Consider the following 16,469-nt stretch of genomic DNA (forward strand, 5'->3'; position numbering starts at 1 on the left):
GTCGTTCGGGCGAACCCGACCAGCGGCCGGGGGCTCCGTCACGAAGGCCAATCCCCGGGTCCTCCGTGCCCGCCGGGCTGCCCGGCAGGTCAGGCCACGAACAGACGGGACGACGTCACGCGTCGTCCGAGCGGGTGTCGGCGGCACCCGCGAGACCGAAGGAACTCGATGACGAATCTGGTCTCCGATCCGACCGGTGGAACGTTGGAGGACGCGTCCACCAGGAGTGGCGACGACAGCCCGCGTTGGTGGCAGCGGCGCTGGGTGGCACCGGCGGCAGAAGCGGCCGTGAGCGTGGGCGCCGCAGGCGTTTACACGCTGCTGTGCACCCGGATCGTCGTCAACCCGATCAACCGGATCGGCCAGGTCAGCGGTCTCGCCAAGCTGCAGGAGTACGTGGCGGTCCTCGGACTGCCGGTGCTGGCCGTGCTGCTCTTCACCGCCTACCGCGGCAGCGCACTCCGCCACCAACTGGTCAAGCGCCTGGTCTGCGCTGTTCTCGCGGGTCTGGCCACCGGCGTGGTGGCCGGCGGCGTGGTGATCGCGCTGCGCGGTACCCCGTGGCCGCTCGGCGGCCAGGAGGGCGACCCGGGCGTGATCATGGCGATGGCCACCACGATCATGGACGGCAAGGGACTGCCGGGCGTCTACCCGCCCGGCTTCCCGATGGCGATGGCCCTCTGGTCGGAGCTGTTCTACGGCGGCCGCACCGGAGCCGGCTTCGCCCTGCACGACCTGCAGATCCTGTTCACCGCGCTGTTCGGCCCGATGGCGTACCTGTCCTGGCGGCTGGTGCTGCGCCCGTTCTGGGCGCTGCTGATCGCGCTGCCCGCCTCGGTGGTCTTCCTCGACCCGATCCGCCCGTACAGCCACATCGTGATGGTCATGCTCGTCCCGGTGCTGGTGGCGTTCTTCCGCGCGATGGGCCGGGCCCCCGCACGCCGGCCGCGCACGGCGCTGCTGCTCGGTCTGGCCTTCGGCGCGGTGTTCGGCGCGCTGTTCCTCTGGTACTCCGGCTGGTTCCTCTGGGCGGCGCCTGGCGTGCTGGTGCTGGCGCTGTTCTGCTTCCCCTGGCGCCGGGGCCGGACGGCCCGTCTGCGGACCGCGCTGTACCTGGCCGGGGCCGCCGCCGGCTTCGCCGTGGTCGGCTCCCCGCTGCTCTACGAACTGGCCAAGGCGAGCGGCTCGGTCCCCGACCGGTACGCCTTCCTGGCGGTCTACGCCGACCCGTCCTACGTGCTGAACTTCGTCTCCGACCGCAGCGGCGACCTGACGTACGACACCTGGCCCGGCACCGGCGACCTCGCCGGCCAGAGCGGCATCTCGGTGCTGCTGCTGTTCGGCACCGGCCTGGCCCTGGGCCTGGCGCTGCGTCAGCTGACCGTCCGGGTGGCGGCCGCGGTGCTGATCGGCTCCTGGCTGCTGCGCTTCTACTACGCGGGGAAGATGTCGCACGACCGGGCGGTGCAGCTGTACCCGCGGACCACCTGGATCATCATGTACTGCCTGATGATCATGGCGGTCCTCGGCCTGATGGCTCTGGTCAACCGGGGGAGCAACTGGGGCGACCGGGTGCTCGCCGTGCGGGACGCGGCGACCGGGGCGATCCCGCGCCGGGTGGTCAGGCAGGTCGCGGCCGGCATGGTCTGCGTGATCGCGGTGTTCGGCGCGATGGGCGCCGGCTGGTCGATCAACCGGTACATGCCGGAGGACCCGGCCAAGAACACCATGGGCATGGACGCCTGGCGCGCCCACCTGCTGCAGAAGCCGGACGGCAAGTGCCCGAAGTACGCCCCGAACGGGGACTGCGTGGTGCACGAGGTCAAGGACCGCAGCCAGTACCCGGACGACGGCGTGCTCTGGTGCGCCGGGATCGTCGCGGCCGAGTGGCCCACGATCTGCGGCCGCAAGGCCCCCTTCGACGACCTGTCGACCAAGCCGGCCCCGGCGCCCGAGCCCTCGGAGTCGCCGAGCCCGTCGGGGCCCGCAGCCGGGACGGAGGGCTCCGCGAAGCCCTCTGAGCCGGCCGGGTCCGCGGAGTCCGCCAAGCCGTCCGCGACGAAGTCCGGCACCCGGTAGGCCCGGACCGCCGGCCGATCGGCCCCCGACCAGGTGACCCGGTCGGGGGCCGATTGGCGTACGGCCCGCTTTCTGTGGCAGGATGTCCGGGTTGCTCGGTTGAGTACCGATGCTGCGCGCCTCCCGCCGGGAGGACCGGAAGCGAGTCCCATGTACTCGTCGTTCCCGTGAATGGCCGTTCATGTGCCCACGTGCTGTGTGTGGGTGCAGTGGTGTGTAAGCGACACCGCGGCAGCTGCGGGGCGAAAGTACGGGAATCTTCCGGGAAGCGTGTGCGGGGTACCGGCCCGGCTCACCCCACCCCAGCAGTTCGGACCGACGAGATGTCTCGCCGGTTTTTGCAGGCGCAAGGGCGACACGCCCGAGCGCGGGGGTCGGAGGAGAGGCCGTGCGGCAACGTACGACACAAAGGACTACGAAGTAGCCATGGCGGGACAGAAGATCCGCATCCGGCTCAAGGCCTACGACCACGAGGTCATCGACTCTTCGGCGAAGAAGATCGTCGAGACGGTGATCCGTACTGGTGCGCAGGTCGCGGGCCCGGTGCCGCTGCCCACTGAGAAGAACGTGTACTGCGTCATCCGCTCGCCGCACAAGTACAAGGACTCGCGCGAGCACTTCGAGATGCGCACTCACAAGCGTCTGATCGACATCCTCGACCCCACGCCGAAGACGGTTGACTCGCTGATGCGTCTCGACCTGCCGGCGGGCGTCGACATCGAGATCAAGCTCTGAGAGGCGCACCGAAGATGGCTAAGCAGATGAAGGGCATCCTGGGCGAGAAGCTCGGCATGACCCAGGTCTGGGACGAGAACAACCGGGTCGTCCCGGTGACCGTCGTCAAGGCTGGGCCCAATGTCGTGACCCAGGTCCACACCGCCGACAGCCCGGCCGGCTACGACGCCGTCCAGATCGGCTTCGGCGAGATCGACCCCCGCAAGGTGAACAAGCCCCTCCAGGGCCACTTCGCCAAGGCCGGTGTCACCCCCCGCCGCCACCTGGTCGAGCTCCGTACCGCGGACGCGTCCGAGTACACCCTGGGCCAGGAGATCACCGCCGAGCTGTTCGAGGCGGGTGTCAAGGTCGACGTGACCGGCACCTCCAAGGGCAAGGGCTTCGCCGGTGTCATGAAGCGTCACAACTTCAAGGGCCTCGGCGCCGGTCACGGCACCCAGCGCAAGCACCGCTCGCCCGGCTCGATCGGTGGCTGTGCCACCCCGGGCCGCGTGTTCAAGGGCATGCGCATGGCGGGTCGGATGGGTCACGAGCGCGTGACCACCCAGAACCTGACCGTGCACGCGGTCGACGCGGAGAAGGGTCTGCTGCTCATCAAGGGCGCGATCCCGGGTCCGAACGGCGGCCTCGTCCTCGTCCGCACCGCGGCGAAGGGGCTGTGAAGGATATGAGCACCATTGACATCCTGTCGCCGGCCGGCGACAAGGCCGGCAGCGTCGAGCTGCCCGCCGAGATCTTCGACGCCAAGGTCAGCGTCCCGCTGATGCACCAGGTCGTCGTGGCGCAGCTCGCCGCGGCTCGCCAGGGCACCCACAAGGTCAAGCGTCGTGGCGAGGTCCGCGGTGGCGGCAAGAAGCCGTACCGCCAGAAGGGCACCGGCCGCGCCCGCCAGGGCTCGACCCGCGCCCCGCAGTTCGCCGGTGGTGGCGTCGTGCACGGTCCCGTGCCGCGCGACTACTCGCAGCGGACCCCGAAGAAGATGATCGCCGCCGCCCTGCGCAGCGCGCTCACCGACCGGGCCCGCCACGAGCGCATCCACGTCGTGACCGGCGTGACCGCGACCGAGGCTCCGTCGACCAAGGCCGCCAAGGTCCTGTTCGGCAAGATCTCCGAGCGCAAGAACCTCCTCCTGGTGGTCGAGCGCGAGGACGAGCTGGGCATCCTGTCCGCTCGCAACCTGCCGAACGTGCACATCCTGGACGCCGGCCAGCTGAACACCTACGACGTGCTCGTCTCCGACGATGTGGTCTTCACCCAGGCCGCCTTCGAGCGTTTCGTGGCCGGTCCGGCCGCGTCCGCCAAGGCCGTTGCTGCTGAGGGCGAGCTCGAAGGGACTGCCGCCTGATGAGCGAGATCACCTCCAAGACGTTCACGGACCCCCGTGACGTCCTGATCAAGCCGGTCATCTCCGAGAAGAGCTACTCGCTCCTCGACGAGAACAAGTACACGTTCGTCGTGGCTCCCGGTGCCAACAAGACCCAGATCAAGCAGGCCGTCGAGGCGGTCTTCTCGGTCAAGGTCGAGGCCGTGAACACGCTGAACCGCCAGGGCAAGCGCAAGCGCTCCCGCACCGGTTTCGGCAAGCGCAAGGACACCAAGCGCGCGATCGTGACGCTGGCCGAGGGCAACCGCATCGACATCTTCGGTGGTCCGGTCTCCTGACGTTGCGTCAGGGACCGCGATCGTCGTAAAGGACGAGGACAGAAATGGGTATCCGCAAGTACAAGCCGACTACGCCGGGCCGTCGTGGCTCCAGCGTGGCCGACTTCGTCGAAATCACGCGGTCCACGCCGGAGAAGTCGCTGGTTCGCCCGCTGCACAGCAAGGGCGGCCGTAACAACGCCGGTCGTGTCACCGCTCGCCACCAGGGTGGCGGTCACAAGCGCGCCTACCGTCTGATCGACTTCCGTCGTCACGACAAGGACGGCGTGCCGGCCAAGGTCGCGCACATCGAGTACGACCCGAACCGCACCGCGCGCATCGCGCTCCTGCACTACGCGGACGGCGAGAAGCGCTACATCATCGCCCCCCGCGGCGTCGCGCAGGGTGACCGGATCGAGAACGGCGCGGGCGCCGACATCAAGCCGGGCAACAACCTGCCGCTGCGCAACATCCCGGTCGGTACCACCATCCACGCGGTGGAGCTCCGTCCCGGCGGTGGCGCCAAGCTGGCCCGCTCCGCGGGTGCCGGCATTCAGCTGCTCGCCCGTGAGGGCCGCATGGCGCACCTGCGCATGCCCTCCGGTGAGATCCGCCTGGTGGACGCGCGCTGCCGCGCGACCGTCGGCGAGGTCGGCAACGCCGAGCAGTCGAACATCAACTGGGGCAAGGCCGGCCGTATGCGCTGGAAGGGCGTCCGCCCGACCGTGCGTGGTGTGGCCATGAACCCGATCGACCACCCGCACGGTGGTGGTGAGGGTAAGACCTCCGGTGGTCGCCACCCGGTCTCGCCGTGGGGCAAGCCCGAGGGCCGCACCCGTCGCCCGAACAAGGCGTCGGACAAGCTCATCGTGCGCCGCCGCAAGACCAACAAGAAGCGCTAGGAGCAGGTCAGATGCCGCGCAGTCTCAAGAAGGGCCCCTTCATCGACGACCACCTTCAGAAGAAGGTGGACGTGCAGAACGAGGCGGGCACGCAGAACGTCATCAAGACCTGGTCCCGTCGTTCCGTGATCTCGCCGGCCATGCTCGGCCACACGATCGCGGTTCACGATGGCCGCAAGCACGTCCCGGTGTTCGTCACCGAGTCGATGGTCGGCCACAAGCTCGGCGAGTTCGCCCCCACGCGCACCTTCAAGGGGCACGTGAAGGAAGACCGCAAGTCGAAGCGTCGCTAATCGCTTCCGAGCTGTAGCGCCAGAACGACAAAGTGACTTACTCCATTAAGGGGACAACCATGGAAGCCAGGGCCCAGGCGCGGTACATCCGCGTCACGCCCATGAAGGCCCGCCGCGTGGTGGACCTCATCCGTGGCCTGCCGGCCACGGAGGCCCAGGCGGTCCTGCGTTTCGCTCCGCAGGCCGCCACCGTGCCGGTCGGCAAGGTGCTCAACAGCGCCATCGCCAACGCCGCGCACAACTACAACCACTCCAACACGGACGACCTCTACATCTCCGAGGCGTACGTTGACGAGGGCCCGACCCTGAAGCGGTTCCGTCCGCGCGCCCAGGGCCGTGCCTACCGGATCCGCAAGCGGACCAGCCACATCACCGTGGTCGTCAGCAGCAAGGAAGGGACCCGGTAATGGGCCAGAAGGTTAACCCGCACGGGTTCCGCCTCGGCATCAGCACGGACTTCAAGTCCCGCTGGTACGCCGACAAGCTGTACAAGGACTACGTCAAGGAAGACGTCGCCATCCGGCGTCTCATGACGCAGGGCATGGAGCGCGCCGGCATCTCGAAGGTGGAGATCGAGCGCACCCGTGACCGCGTCCGCGTGGACATCCACACCGCCCGCCCGGGCATCGTGATCGGCCGCCGTGGCACGGAGGCCGACAAGATCCGCGGCAAGCTGGAGAAGCTGACCGGCAAGCAGGTCCAGCTGAACATCCTCGAGGTCCGCAACCCCGAGATGGACGCCCAGCTCGTGGCCCAGGGCGTCGCGGAGCAGCTGTCCTCCCGCGTCTCCTTCCGTCGCGCCATGCGCAAGAGCATGCAGTCGACCATGAAGGCCGGCGCCAAGGGCATCAAGGTCCAGTGCTCCGGTCGTCTCGGCGGCGCCGAGATGAGCCGTTCGGAGTTCTACCGCGAGGGCCGTGTGCCGCTGCACACCCTGCGCGCGAACGTCGACTACGGCTTCTTCGAGGCCAAGACCACCTTCGGCCGCATCGGCGTGAAGGTCTGGATCTACAAGGGCGACGTCAAGAACATCGCCGAGGTCCGCGCTGAGAACGCCGCCGCCCGCTCCGGCAACCGCCCGGCCCGTCCCGAGGGCGGCCGTCCCGCCCGCGGTGGCGAGCGCGGTGGCCGTGGTGGCGAGCGCGGTGGCCGTGGCCGTCGTCCCGCCGCTGCCGAGGCCCAGGCCCCGGCCGCCGCGGTGGAGGCTCCGGCCGCCGCTGAGAACACCGGAACGGAGGCCTGACCGCAATGCTGATCCCCCGTCGGGTCAAGCACCGCAAGCAGCACCACCCGAAGCGCCGCGGCGCGGCCAAGGGTGGCACCGAGCTGGCGTTCGGCCAGTTCGGCATCCAGGCCGTGACCCCGGCCTACGTGACGAACCGCCAGATCGAGTCCGCTCGTATCGCGATCACCCGTCACATCCGTCGTGGCGGCAAGGTCTGGATCAACATCTACCCGGACCGCCCGCTCACCAAGAAGCCGGCCGAGACCCGCATGGGTTCCGGTAAGGGTTCGCCGGAGTGGTGGATCGCGAACGTGCACCCGGGTCGGGTCATGTTCGAACTGTCGTACCCGAACGAGAAGATTGCTCGCGAGGCGCTCACCCGCGCCGCGCACAAGCTTCCGATGAAGTGCCGGATCGTTCGGCGCGAGGACGGTGAGAGCTGATGTCGGCCGCTACCAAGGCTGCTGAGCTTCGCGAACTGGACAACGAGGGCCTCGTTGCCAAGCTCCGTGAGGCCAAGGAGGAGCTGTTCAACCTCCGCTTCCAGGCGGCGACCGGGCAGCTCGACAACCACGGACGGCTCCGGCTGGTCCGTAAGGACATCGCGCGGATCTACACCCTGATGCGCGAGCGCGAGCTGGGCATCGAGACGGTGGAGAACGCCTGATGACTGAGAACACCAACGAGACGCGCGGCTTCCGCAAGACCCGTGAGGGTCTCGTCGTCAGCGACAAGATGGACAAGACCGTCGTCGTCGCCGTCGAGGACCGCGTCAAGCACGCGCTGTACGGCAAGGTCATCCGCCGTACCAACAAGCTGAAGGCGCACGACGAGCAGAACGCGTGCGGTGTCGGCGACCGTGTCCTCCTGATGGAGACCCGGCCGCTGTCCGCGACGAAGCGCTGGCGCGTCGTCGAGATCCTCGAGAAGGCCAAGTAACAAGGTTGTTCGCGGTACGGCCGTATGTGCACCAGGCCCCCAGGGGCGCGGGTGTGAGCAGCGGCCGGCCCGTCAACACTTGTTGACGATCAGGAGAAAGCTGTGATCCAGCAGGAGTCGCGACTGCGCGTCGCCGACAACACGGGTGCCAAGGAGATTCTCTGCATCCGCGTTCTCGGTGGCTCCGGTCGCCGCTACGCCGGTATCGGGGACGTCATCGTCGCCACCGTCAAGGACGCGATCCCCGGCGGTTCGGTGAAGAAGGGCGACGTCGTCAAGTGCGTCGTCGTTCGCACCGTCAAGGAGCGCCGTCGTCCGGACGGTTCGTACATCCGCTTCGACGAGAACGCCGCGGTGGTTCTCAAGAACACCGATGGCGACCCCCGCGGTACCCGCATCTTCGGCCCGGTGGGCCGCGAGCTGCGCGACAAGAAGTTCATGAAGATCATCTCGCTGGCGCCGGAGGTGCTCTGACCCATGGCGAACAGCATGAAGATCAAGAAGGGTGACCTGGTCCAGGTCATCACCGGCAAGGACAAGGGCAAGCAGGGCAAGGTCATCCAGGCCATCCCCGCCGAGAACAAGGTCCTGGTCGAGGGTGTCAACCGGGTCAAGAAGCACACCAAGCCGGGCCCCGGCACCCAGGGTGGCATCGTGACCGTCGAGGCCCCGGTGCACGTCTCCAACGTCCAGCTGGTCGTGGAGAAGGACGGCAAGAAGGTCGTCACCCGCGTCGGCTACCGCTTTGACGACCAGGGCAACAAGATCCGCGTTGCCAAGCGGACCGGTGAGGACATCTGATGTCTGAGACGACTGTTGAGAAGGTGACCCCCCGCCTCAAGGAGAAGTACCTCTCCGAGGTCAAGGGTCAGCTGCACGAGCAGTTCTCGTACGAGAACGTCATGCTGATCCCCGGCCTGGTCAAGGTCGTGGTCAACATGGGTGTCGGCGAGGCCGCCCGTGACAGCAAGCTGATCGAGGGTGCCATCAAGGACCTGACCGCGATCACCGGTCAGAAGCCGGCCGTCACCAAGGCCCGCAAGTCCATCGCGCAGTTCAAGCTGCGCGAGGGTCAGCCGATCGGCGCCCACGTCACCCTCCGCGGTGACCGCATGTGGGAGTTCGTGGACCGTCTGGTGTCGCTGGCGCTGCCGCGTATCCGTGACTTCCGCGGCCTCTCGCCCAAGCAGTTCGACGGCCGTGGCAACTACACCTTCGGTCTGACCGAGCAGGTCATGTTCCACGAGATCGACCAGGACAAGGTCGACCGTCAGCGCGGTATGGACATCACCGTCGTGACCACCGCTCAGACCGACGATGAGGGCCGGGCGCTCCTGCGCGCTCTGGGCTTCCCGTTCAAGGAGGCGTGAGCCATGGCGAAGAAGGCCCTGATCGCTAAGTCCGAGCGCAAGCCGAAGTTCGGCGTCCGGGCGTACACCCGGTGCCAGCGCTGCGGCCGTCCGCACTCGGTGTACCGCAAGTTCGGCCTCTGCCGTGTCTGCCTCCGTGAGATGGCGCACCGCGGCGAGCTGCCGGGCGTGACCAAGAGCTCCTGGTAGTCACTACCGGTCGTTCTGACATCGGCGAGCAGCGTGCCCGACCTCGACGCTTTTGGGTTCCCGCAGGGGATCCCGTAAGGTGTTGGGGTCGGGCCCCTGCTGCGGCGTCCCCTCCGGGGCGATCCGCGGCCCTCATCCGAGGGTCCGCACACACCCAGTCTTACTACGTCGCAGGTCCCCTGCGCTTGTGCCCCTTTCGCACTCCAGCGAGTGCGCGGAGGGGGACCTGGCGCGGAGAAACCACGGCGGGAGAGGCCTGAGGCCATCCATGACCATGACCGACCCCATCGCAGACATGCTCACTCGTCTGCGTAACGCGAACTCGGCGTACCACGACTCCGTGGCGATGCCGGCCAGCAAGATCAAGGCGCACGTCGCCGAGATCCTGCAGCAGGAGGGGTACATCTCCTCCTACAAGGTTGAGGAGCCCGCCGAGAACGAGGTCGGCAAGAAGCTGACCATCGAGCTCAAGTTCGGCCCCAACCGCGAGCGTTCCATCGCCGGCATCAAGCGCATCAGCAAGCCGGGTCTGCGTGTGTACGCAAAGTCCACCAACCTGCCGAAGGTGCTCGGCGGCCTGGGCGTGGCGATCATCTCCACGTCCTCCGGCCTCCTCACCGACAAGCAGGCCGCCAAGAAGGGCGTAGGCGGAGAAGTTCTCGCCTACGTCTGGTAATTCGGGAAACGGAGGTACAGCAATGTCGCGCATTGGACGGCTGCCCATCCAGGTTCCCGCTGGTGTGGACGTCACCATCGACGGCCAGACGGTCTCGGTGAAGGGCCCCAAGGGTTCGCTCACCCACGTCGTCGCCGCGCCGATCGAGATCGGCAAGGGCGAGGACGGCACGCTGCTCGTCACCCGCCCCAACGACGAGCGTCAGTCGAAGGCCCTGCACGGCCTGTCGCGCACGCTGGTGGCGAACATGATCACCGGCGTGACCGCGGGCTACCGGAAGTCGCTGGAGATCAGCGGCGTCGGCTACCGAGTCACGGCGAAGGGCTCCGACATGGAGTTCGCGCTGGGCTACAGCCACCCCATCCTGGTCACCGCGCCGGAGGGGATCTCCTTCGTCGTCGAGACGCCCACCAAGTTCCACGTGGACGGCACCGACAAGCAGAAGGTCGGCGAGGTCGCCGCGAAGATCCGCAAGCTGCGCAAGCCCGACCCGTACAAGGCCAAGGGCGTCAAGTACGCGGGCGAGGTCATCCGCCGCAAGGTCGGAAAGAGTGGTAAGTAAGCGATGAGCGTCTCTGTCAAGATCGGCAAGGGCAACGCCTACAAGAACGCCGCCCGCAAGCGCCGCGCCATTCGCGTTCGCAAGCGCGTCGTCGGCACCGAGGTGCGTCCGCGCCTCGTCGTGACGCGTTCGAACCGCCACATGGTCGCCCAGGTCATCGACGACGCCAAGGGTCACACCCTGGCGTCGGCGTCCACCCTCGACGTGTCCATCAAGGGCACCGAGGGCGACAAGACCGAGCTGGCCAAGAAGGTCGGAAGCCTGGTCGCCGAGCGCGCCAAGGCCGCCGGCGTCGAGTCGGTCGTCTTCGACCGCGCGGGCAACCGGTACGCCGGCCGCATCGCCGCCCTGGCGGACGCGGCCCGCGAGTCCGGGCTCGACTTCTAAGCCGCTCGTCGACCCTGTCGACGGACGTAAACGAGAGAGGTAATTCCAATGGCTGGACCCCAGCGCCGCGGTAGCGGCGCCGGCGGCGGCACCGGTGGCGAGCGGCGCGACCGCAAGCGTGACGACCGGGGCGGCGCCCCCGTCGCCGAGAAGACCGCCTACGTCGAGCGCGTCGTCGCGATCAACCGTGTCGCCAAGGTTGTCAAGGGTGGTCGTCGTTTCAGCTTCACCGCGCTGGTCGTGGTGGGCGACGGTGACGGCACCGTGGGTGTCGGTTACGGCAAGGCGAAGGAGGTTCCGGCCGCCATCGCCAAGGGTGTTGAGGAGGCCAAGAAGAACTTCTTCAAGGTCCCCCGTATCCAGGGCACCATCCCGCACCCGATCCAGGGCGAGAAGGCCGCCGGCGTCGTGCTGCTGAAGCCGGCGTCCCCCGGTACCGGCGTCATCGCCGGTGGCCCGGTGCGCGCCGTCCTCGAGTGCGCCGGCGTTCACGACATCCTGTCGAAGTCGCTCGGCTCGGACAACGCGATCAACATCGTGCACGCCACCGTGGCCGCTCTGAAGGGCCTCGTGCGCCCCGAGGAGATCGCCGCCCGCCGTGGCCTGCCCCTGGAGGACGTGGCCCCGGCCGCGCTGCTCCGGGCCCGTGCGGCTGGGGTGAGTGCCTGATGGCTCGCCTGAAGGTCACCCAGACCAAGTCGTACATCGGTAGCAAGCAGAACCACCGTGACACCCTGCGTTCGCTCGGCCTGAAGCGGCTGAACGACACCGTGGTGAAGGAGGACCGCCCGGAGATCCGCGGCATGGTCCACACCGTTCGCCACCTCGTCACGGTCGAGGAGGTGGACTGATCATGACGGACTCGCCGATCAAGCTCCACAACCTGAAGCCCGCCCCGGGTGCCAAGAAGGACAAGATCCGTGTTGGTCGCGGTGAGGGCTCCAAGGGCAAGACTGCAGGTCGTGGCACCAAGGGCACCAAGGCCCGCTACCAGGTTCCGCAGCGCTTCGAGGGTGGCCAGATGCCCCTCCACATGCGCCTGCCGAAGCTGAAGGGCTTCAAGAACCCGGCCCACAAGCAGTTCCAGGTCGTGAACCTGGACAAGCTGGCCGAGCTCTACCCGAACGGTGGCGAGGTCACCGTGGCCGACCTGATCGAGAAGGGCGCCGTTCGCAAGAACGAGCTCGTCAAGGTCCTCGGCCAGGGCGACATCGCGGTGGCGCTGCAGGTGACGGTCGACGCCGTCTCCGGCTCCGCGGCCGAGAAGATCGCCGCGGCCGGCGGTTCGGTCACCGAACTGCTCTGACGCGGTAGATCCGACGCACGGAACGACACCGGGCCCCGCGCCCCTCTTGCGAAAGGGGGGCCGGGGCCCGGTGCCGTTCCGGCCGGAGCCCCGGCTCCGTATTTGTGTGTCAAACCCGGGCAAGCCGTACCCCGTGAGTGGGGGAGCGGCCGCACGCGCTTCTTTCCGGGACCCGGGCACTGTTAGAGTCCGTGAAGTTCCCTTTCCCCACATCAGGACCGACCCTTCCGCCGACGACGCGCGGGAGGCGCAGGAGGCACCGTGCTCAGTGCGTTCGCGCGGGCGTTCCAGACGCCCGACCTGCGCAAGAAGCTGCTGTTCACGCTGGGCATCATGGTGCTGTTCCGGCTGGGCGCCCACGTCCCCATGCCCGGAATCAACTTCCAGGCCGTCCACGCGTGCGTCAACGGGCAGAAGGAAGGCCTGTTCGGGCTGGTCAACCTGTTCAGCGGCAACGCGCTGCTGCAGCTGACCATCTTCGCGCTCGGCATCATGCCGTACATCACGGCCAGCATCATCCTGCAGCTCCTCACCGTGGTCATCCCGCGGCTGGAGGCCCTGAAGAAGGAGGGGCAGGCCGGCACCGCGAAGATCACCCAGTACACCCGCTACCTGACGATCGCCCTCGCCGTGCTCCAGGGCACCGGCATCCTGGCGACCGCCTCCAGCGGCGCGCTGTTCTCCGGCTGCGCCGAGGGCAACAACATCGTGCCGGACCAGTCGATCTTCCGGATCGCCACCATGGTCATCATCATGACCGCCGGCACCACCGTGATCATGTGGCTGGGCGAGCTGATCACCGACCGCGGCATCGGCAACGGCATGTCGATCCTGATCTTCACCTCGATCGCGGCGGGCTTCCCCGGCTCGATGTGGGCGATCAAGCAGTCCGGCAAGCTGCTGGACGGCTGGGGCGAGTTCGCCTCGGTCATCGCGGTCGGCATCATCGTGGTCTGCCTGGTCATCTTCGTCGAGCAGGCCCAGCGCCGGATCCCGGTGCAGTACGCGAAGCGGATGGTGGGCCGCCGGTCCTTCGGCGGCACCTCGACCTACATCCCGCTGAAGGTCAACCAGGCTGGCGTCATCCCGGTCATCTTCGCCTCCTCGCTGCTGTACATCCCGGCGCTGGTGGTGCAGCTGACCAACTCCCAGGCGGGCTGGGCGATCTGGATCCGGAGCCACTTCGTCAAGGGCGACCACCCGGTCTACATGGCGACCTACTTCGTGCTGATCGTCTTCTTCGCCTTCTTCTACGTCGCGATCTCCTTCAACCCCGAAGAAGTTGCGGACAACATGAAGAAGTATGGTGGCTTCATCCCGGGCATCCGGGCCGGCCGACCGACGGCCGAGTACCTGAACTACGTGCTCACCCGCATCACGTGGCCGGGTTCCCTCTACCTGGGCCTCATCGCGTTGATCCCGATGGTCGCCCTGGTCGCCTTCGGACAGCAGACCAACTTCCCGTTCGGCGGCACCTCCGTGCTCATCGTCGTCGGTGTCGGACTCGAAACTGTGAAGCAGATCGAGAGCCAACTCCAGCAGCGCAATTACGAAGGGTTCCTCCGCTGATGCGAATCGTCCTCGTCGGACCCCCCGGGGCCGGGAAGGGTACTCAGGCGCACGTCCTGGCCAAGACCCTGTCCATTCCCCACATCTCCACCGGTGACCTGTTCCGTGCCAACATCAGCCAGGGCACCCCCCTGGGTGTCGAGGCGAAGTCCTACATGGACGCCGGGCGCCTGGTGCCCGACGAGGTCACCATCGGGATGGCCAAGGACCGCATGCTCCAGCCGGACGCCGCCAAGGGCTTCCTGCTGGACGGCTTCCCGCGCAACCTGGGCCAGGCGGAGGCGCTCGACGCCTTCCTGGCCGAGCAGGGCATCGCGCTGGACGGCGTGCTGGACCTGGAGGTCTCCGAGGACGAGGTCGTCAAGCGGATCGCCGGCCGCCGGCTGTGCCGCAACGACGGCGCCCACGTGTTCCACGTGGTGTACAACCCGCCGAAGACCGAGGGCGTCTGCGACGAGTGCGGCGGCGAGCTGTACCAGCGCTCGGACGACACCGAGGAGGCCGTGCGGGTCCGGCTGGAGGAGTACCACTCCAAGACCGAGCCGATCATCGGCTACTACCAGGAGCAGGGCCTGCTGGTCACCATCCCCGCCCTCGGCAAGGTGGACGAGGTGACCGAGCGCGCGGTCGCCGCCCTGGAGCAGAAGAAGAGCGCCTGACGCCGCACGGCGTCGCGCGAGACGGCCGGGTCGCCCCGAAGCGGGCGGCCCGGCCGTCTCGTGCGTCGTACGGTGGAGGGCAGTCCGAATTCAGAACGTGGAAGGCGTGGACCAGATGGTGGAGATCAAGACCCCCGAGCAGATCGCCAGGATGCGGGCGGCCGGGCTGGTCGTCGCCGAGGCGCTGAAGGCCTGCCGCGAGGCGGTCGCCCCCGGGGTGACCACCGGCGAGCTGAACGAGGTCGCCGACGCGGTCATCGCCAAGCACGGCGCCACCTCCAACTTCCGCGCCGACCACGGCGGTCTCTGGTTCCCGGGCGTGATCTGCGCCTCGGTGAACGAGGAGGTCGTGCACGGCATCCCCGGCGAGCGGGTGCTGAAGGCCGGCGACCTGATCTCGATCGACTGCGGCGCGATCCTGGACGGCTGGCACGGCGACGCGGCGATCACCGTCGCGGTCGGCGCGACCGCCGCCGAGAACGCGATGCTGTCGAAGGTCACCGAGGGCTCGATGTGGGCCGGCATCGCCCAGATGAAGAAGGGCAACCGGCTGGTCGACGTCTCCCGGGCGATCGAGGGCTTCATCCGCCGCCAGCCGCTGCCGCCCAAGGGCAAGTGGGGCATCACCGAGGGCTACGGCGGCCACGGCATCGGCACCGCGATGCACATGGAGCCGCACGTGCTGAACTACGTCGCGGGCCGCGGCAAGGGCATGAAGCTGGTGCCCGGCACGGTGCTGGCGATCGAGCCGATGGTCTCGCTGGGCACCCCGCACACCGCGGTGCTGGAGGACGACTGGACGGTCGTCACCACCGACGGCACCTGGGCCTCGCACTGGGAGCACTCGGTGGCCGTCACCGAGCAGGGCCCGCTGGTGCTGACCGCCTTCGACGGCGGCCGGGCCGAGCTGGCCAAGCTGGGCGTCACCGCGGCGCCGGACCCGCTGGGCTGAACCGGATCGATCTGAGGCGCTTCTCTCACCGCGGCCGGATCGGGGCCCGGGGGTTTGGTCCTCCGGGCCCCCTGTCCTATTTTCGTCAGCTGACACCCGCAGCAACCCCAGGGGAGAGAAGACAGTGCTCAAGGGCTTCCGCGACTTCATGATGCGCGGCAACGTCATCGACATGGCCGTCGGCGTGGTCATCGGTGCCGCGTTCACCGGCGTGGTGACCGGCTTCGTCAGCGCGTTCCTGACCCCGGTGCTCGGCGTGGTGGTCGGCGCGGCCGGCGACTTCAGCGCCTACAAGTTCCATGTCGCGGGCGTCATCTTCCCGTACGGCCAGTTCCTGAACGTGCTGATCGCGTTCGTGCTGACCGCCGCGGTGCTGTACTTCTGCGTGGTGCTGCCGGTCTCCAAGGCCACCGCCCGGTACCTGCCGAAGAAGCCCTCGGTGCCCAAGCGCCCCTGCCCCGAGTGCCTGACCGAGATCCCGGAGGCGGCCCGCCGCTGCTCGGCGTGCACCGCGGTGGTCGAGCCGGTCGTCCCGGTCCAGGTCGCCGCGAAGCGCTGAGCCGGTGCGCGGCGCCGCCGGGCGCTGATTTCGCTCCGGCGCGGTGCTTGGTTTACGATGGTGCGTCGGCTCTCTCGTAGCGTGTTCCCGCACGCCCTCAGCCCAGGGGAATCCCCCGCGCGGAGGTGAAGCCTGGTTCGCACGAGCGTTCCGCATACGGTAGCCGGACCCGAAGGGTGGATCTCGCAGTTCATGGCTAAGAAGCAAGGCGCCATTGAGATCGAGGGCACCGTGATCGAGTCTCTTCCGAACGCGATGTTCAAGGTCGAGCTGCAGAACGGTCACAAGGTCCTCGCGCACATCAGCGGCAAGATGCGCATGCACTACATCCGCATCCTCCCGGATGACCGGGTCGTGGTGGAGCTCAGCCCCTACGACCTGACCCGCGGCCGGATCGTCTACCGCTACAAGTAACAACCGCCAGAT

27 protein-coding genes are annotated in these 16,469 nt (G+C 68.0%); all 27 read left to right on the top strand.

Features of this window, described 5'->3' with window-relative positions; translation table 11 throughout:
- Window positions 1-168: 168 nt before the first annotated feature.
- The gene (locus tag K353_RS19805) at window positions 169-2,079 is read left to right on the top strand and encodes a hypothetical protein (protein ID WP_146616516.1); all 1,911 of its coding nucleotides are present in this window, start codon (window positions 169-171) and stop codon (window positions 2,077-2,079) included.
- A gap of 426 nt (window positions 2,080-2,505) precedes the next feature.
- Window positions 2,506-2,814 carry a 30S ribosomal protein S10 gene (gene rpsJ, locus K353_RS19810; RefSeq protein ID WP_012785157.1) on the top strand — a complete coding sequence of 103 codons (309 nt, stop codon included), beginning with the start codon at window positions 2,506-2,508 and terminating at the stop codon, window positions 2,812-2,814.
- Window positions 2,815-2,828: 14 nt separating this feature from the next.
- The gene (gene rplC / locus K353_RS19815) at window positions 2,829-3,476 is read left to right on the top strand and encodes a 50S ribosomal protein L3 (RefSeq protein WP_111554921.1); all 648 of its coding nucleotides are present in this window, start codon (window positions 2,829-2,831) and stop codon (window positions 3,474-3,476) included.
- 5 nt (window positions 3,477-3,481) lie between these two features.
- Window positions 3,482-4,159, top strand: a complete 678-nt coding sequence (rplD, locus tag K353_RS19820; RefSeq protein ID WP_100837831.1) for a 50S ribosomal protein L4 — start codon at window positions 3,482-3,484, stop codon at window positions 4,157-4,159.
- Window positions 4,159-4,476, top strand: a complete 318-nt coding sequence (gene rplW / locus K353_RS19825; protein WP_099899929.1) for a 50S ribosomal protein L23 — start codon at window positions 4,159-4,161, stop codon at window positions 4,474-4,476. Before rplD ends, rplW begins: the two co-directional genes overlap by 1 nt.
- Before the next feature lie 44 nt (window positions 4,477-4,520).
- Window positions 4,521-5,357, top strand: a complete 837-nt coding sequence (gene rplB / locus K353_RS19830) for a 50S ribosomal protein L2 (RefSeq protein ID WP_111554922.1) — start codon at window positions 4,521-4,523, stop codon at window positions 5,355-5,357.
- 11 nt (window positions 5,358-5,368) lie between these two features.
- The gene (gene rpsS, locus K353_RS19835; RefSeq protein WP_014136283.1) at window positions 5,369-5,650 is read left to right on the top strand and encodes a 30S ribosomal protein S19; all 282 of its coding nucleotides are present in this window, start codon (window positions 5,369-5,371) and stop codon (window positions 5,648-5,650) included.
- 59 nt (window positions 5,651-5,709) lie between these two features.
- On the top strand, window positions 5,710-6,057 hold the full coding sequence (gene rplV, locus K353_RS19840) for a 50S ribosomal protein L22 (RefSeq protein ID WP_099899927.1): 348 nt from the start codon (window positions 5,710-5,712) through the stop codon (window positions 6,055-6,057).
- Window positions 6,057-6,893 (top strand): 30S ribosomal protein S3, encoded by an 837-nt coding sequence (gene rpsC / locus K353_RS19845; protein ID WP_100837833.1) that lies wholly within the window; start codon window positions 6,057-6,059, stop codon window positions 6,891-6,893. The genes rplV and rpsC overlap by 1 nt, the downstream gene beginning before the upstream one ends.
- A gap of 5 nt (window positions 6,894-6,898) precedes the next feature.
- Window positions 6,899-7,318 carry a 50S ribosomal protein L16 gene (rplP, locus tag K353_RS19850; protein WP_030457415.1) on the top strand — a complete coding sequence of 140 codons (420 nt, stop codon included), beginning with the start codon at window positions 6,899-6,901 and terminating at the stop codon, window positions 7,316-7,318.
- The gene (gene rpmC, locus K353_RS19855; RefSeq protein ID WP_014136279.1) at window positions 7,318-7,542 is read left to right on the top strand and encodes a 50S ribosomal protein L29; all 225 of its coding nucleotides are present in this window, start codon (window positions 7,318-7,320) and stop codon (window positions 7,540-7,542) included. The genes rplP and rpmC overlap by 1 nt, the downstream gene beginning before the upstream one ends.
- Window positions 7,542-7,814, top strand: a complete 273-nt coding sequence (gene rpsQ, locus K353_RS19860) for a 30S ribosomal protein S17 (protein ID WP_014136278.1) — start codon at window positions 7,542-7,544, stop codon at window positions 7,812-7,814. Before rpmC ends, rpsQ begins: the two co-directional genes overlap by 1 nt.
- A gap of 102 nt (window positions 7,815-7,916) precedes the next feature.
- Window positions 7,917-8,288: a 50S ribosomal protein L14 gene (gene rplN, locus K353_RS19865; RefSeq protein ID WP_030300391.1), complete on the top strand. Its 372-nt coding sequence runs from the start codon at window positions 7,917-7,919 to the stop codon at window positions 8,286-8,288.
- Between the two features lie 15 nt (window positions 8,289-8,303).
- A complete protein-coding gene (gene rplX, locus K353_RS19870) occupies window positions 8,304-8,615 on the top strand; it encodes a 50S ribosomal protein L24 (RefSeq protein ID WP_033214113.1) in 312 nt (103 codons plus the stop codon).
- On the top strand, window positions 8,615-9,184 hold the full coding sequence (gene rplE, locus K353_RS19875) for a 50S ribosomal protein L5 (RefSeq protein WP_030457412.1): 570 nt from the start codon (window positions 8,615-8,617) through the stop codon (window positions 9,182-9,184). Before rplX ends, rplE begins: the two co-directional genes overlap by 1 nt.
- Window positions 9,185-9,187: 3 nt before the next feature.
- Window positions 9,188-9,373 carry a type Z 30S ribosomal protein S14 gene (locus K353_RS19880; RefSeq protein WP_008747480.1) on the top strand — a complete coding sequence of 62 codons (186 nt, stop codon included), beginning with the start codon at window positions 9,188-9,190 and terminating at the stop codon, window positions 9,371-9,373.
- A gap of 268 nt (window positions 9,374-9,641) precedes the next feature.
- Window positions 9,642-10,049 (top strand): 30S ribosomal protein S8, encoded by a 408-nt coding sequence (rpsH, locus tag K353_RS19885; RefSeq protein WP_100837834.1) that lies wholly within the window; start codon window positions 9,642-9,644, stop codon window positions 10,047-10,049.
- Window positions 10,050-10,071: 22 nt separating this feature from the next.
- Complete coding sequence (gene rplF / locus K353_RS19890) at window positions 10,072-10,611, top strand: 50S ribosomal protein L6 (protein WP_100837835.1); 540 nt, start codon at window positions 10,072-10,074, stop codon at window positions 10,609-10,611.
- Window positions 10,612-10,614: 3 nt separating this feature from the next.
- Complete coding sequence (gene rplR, locus K353_RS19895) at window positions 10,615-10,998, top strand: 50S ribosomal protein L18 (protein ID WP_014136272.1); 384 nt, start codon at window positions 10,615-10,617, stop codon at window positions 10,996-10,998.
- A 48-nt stretch (window positions 10,999-11,046) separates the two neighbouring features.
- Window positions 11,047-11,667 (top strand): 30S ribosomal protein S5, encoded by a 621-nt coding sequence (gene rpsE / locus K353_RS19900; protein WP_014136271.1) that lies wholly within the window; start codon window positions 11,047-11,049, stop codon window positions 11,665-11,667.
- Window positions 11,667-11,849 carry a 50S ribosomal protein L30 gene (rpmD, locus tag K353_RS19905; RefSeq protein ID WP_014136270.1) on the top strand — a complete coding sequence of 61 codons (183 nt, stop codon included), beginning with the start codon at window positions 11,667-11,669 and terminating at the stop codon, window positions 11,847-11,849. Before rpsE ends, rpmD begins: the two co-directional genes overlap by 1 nt.
- Window positions 11,850-11,851: 2 nt before the next feature.
- Window positions 11,852-12,304: a 50S ribosomal protein L15 gene (gene rplO, locus K353_RS19910; protein WP_370447625.1), complete on the top strand. Its 453-nt coding sequence runs from the start codon at window positions 11,852-11,854 to the stop codon at window positions 12,302-12,304.
- A 261-nt stretch (window positions 12,305-12,565) separates the two neighbouring features.
- The gene (gene secY, locus K353_RS19915; protein ID WP_111554924.1) at window positions 12,566-13,873 is read left to right on the top strand and encodes a preprotein translocase subunit SecY; all 1,308 of its coding nucleotides are present in this window, start codon (window positions 12,566-12,568) and stop codon (window positions 13,871-13,873) included.
- On the top strand, window positions 13,873-14,532 hold the full coding sequence (locus K353_RS19920; RefSeq protein ID WP_111554925.1) for an adenylate kinase: 660 nt from the start codon (window positions 13,873-13,875) through the stop codon (window positions 14,530-14,532). The genes secY and K353_RS19920 overlap by 1 nt, the downstream gene beginning before the upstream one ends.
- A gap of 115 nt (window positions 14,533-14,647) precedes the next feature.
- Complete coding sequence (gene map / locus K353_RS19925) at window positions 14,648-15,484, top strand: type I methionyl aminopeptidase (protein WP_111554995.1); 837 nt, start codon at window positions 14,648-14,650, stop codon at window positions 15,482-15,484.
- A 124-nt stretch (window positions 15,485-15,608) separates the two neighbouring features.
- Complete coding sequence (mscL, locus tag K353_RS19930) at window positions 15,609-16,043, top strand: large conductance mechanosensitive channel protein MscL (protein WP_111554926.1); 435 nt, start codon at window positions 15,609-15,611, stop codon at window positions 16,041-16,043.
- 192 nt (window positions 16,044-16,235) lie between these two features.
- Complete coding sequence (gene infA / locus K353_RS19935) at window positions 16,236-16,457, top strand: translation initiation factor IF-1 (protein ID WP_003956442.1); 222 nt, start codon at window positions 16,236-16,238, stop codon at window positions 16,455-16,457.
- Window positions 16,458-16,469 lie beyond the last annotated feature (12 nt).

The sequence above is a fragment of the Kitasatospora sp. SolWspMP-SS2h genome, assembly GCF_003259315.1.
GTDB classification, from domain to species: Bacteria; Actinomycetota; Actinomycetes; order Streptomycetales; family Streptomycetaceae; genus Kitasatospora; species Kitasatospora fiedleri.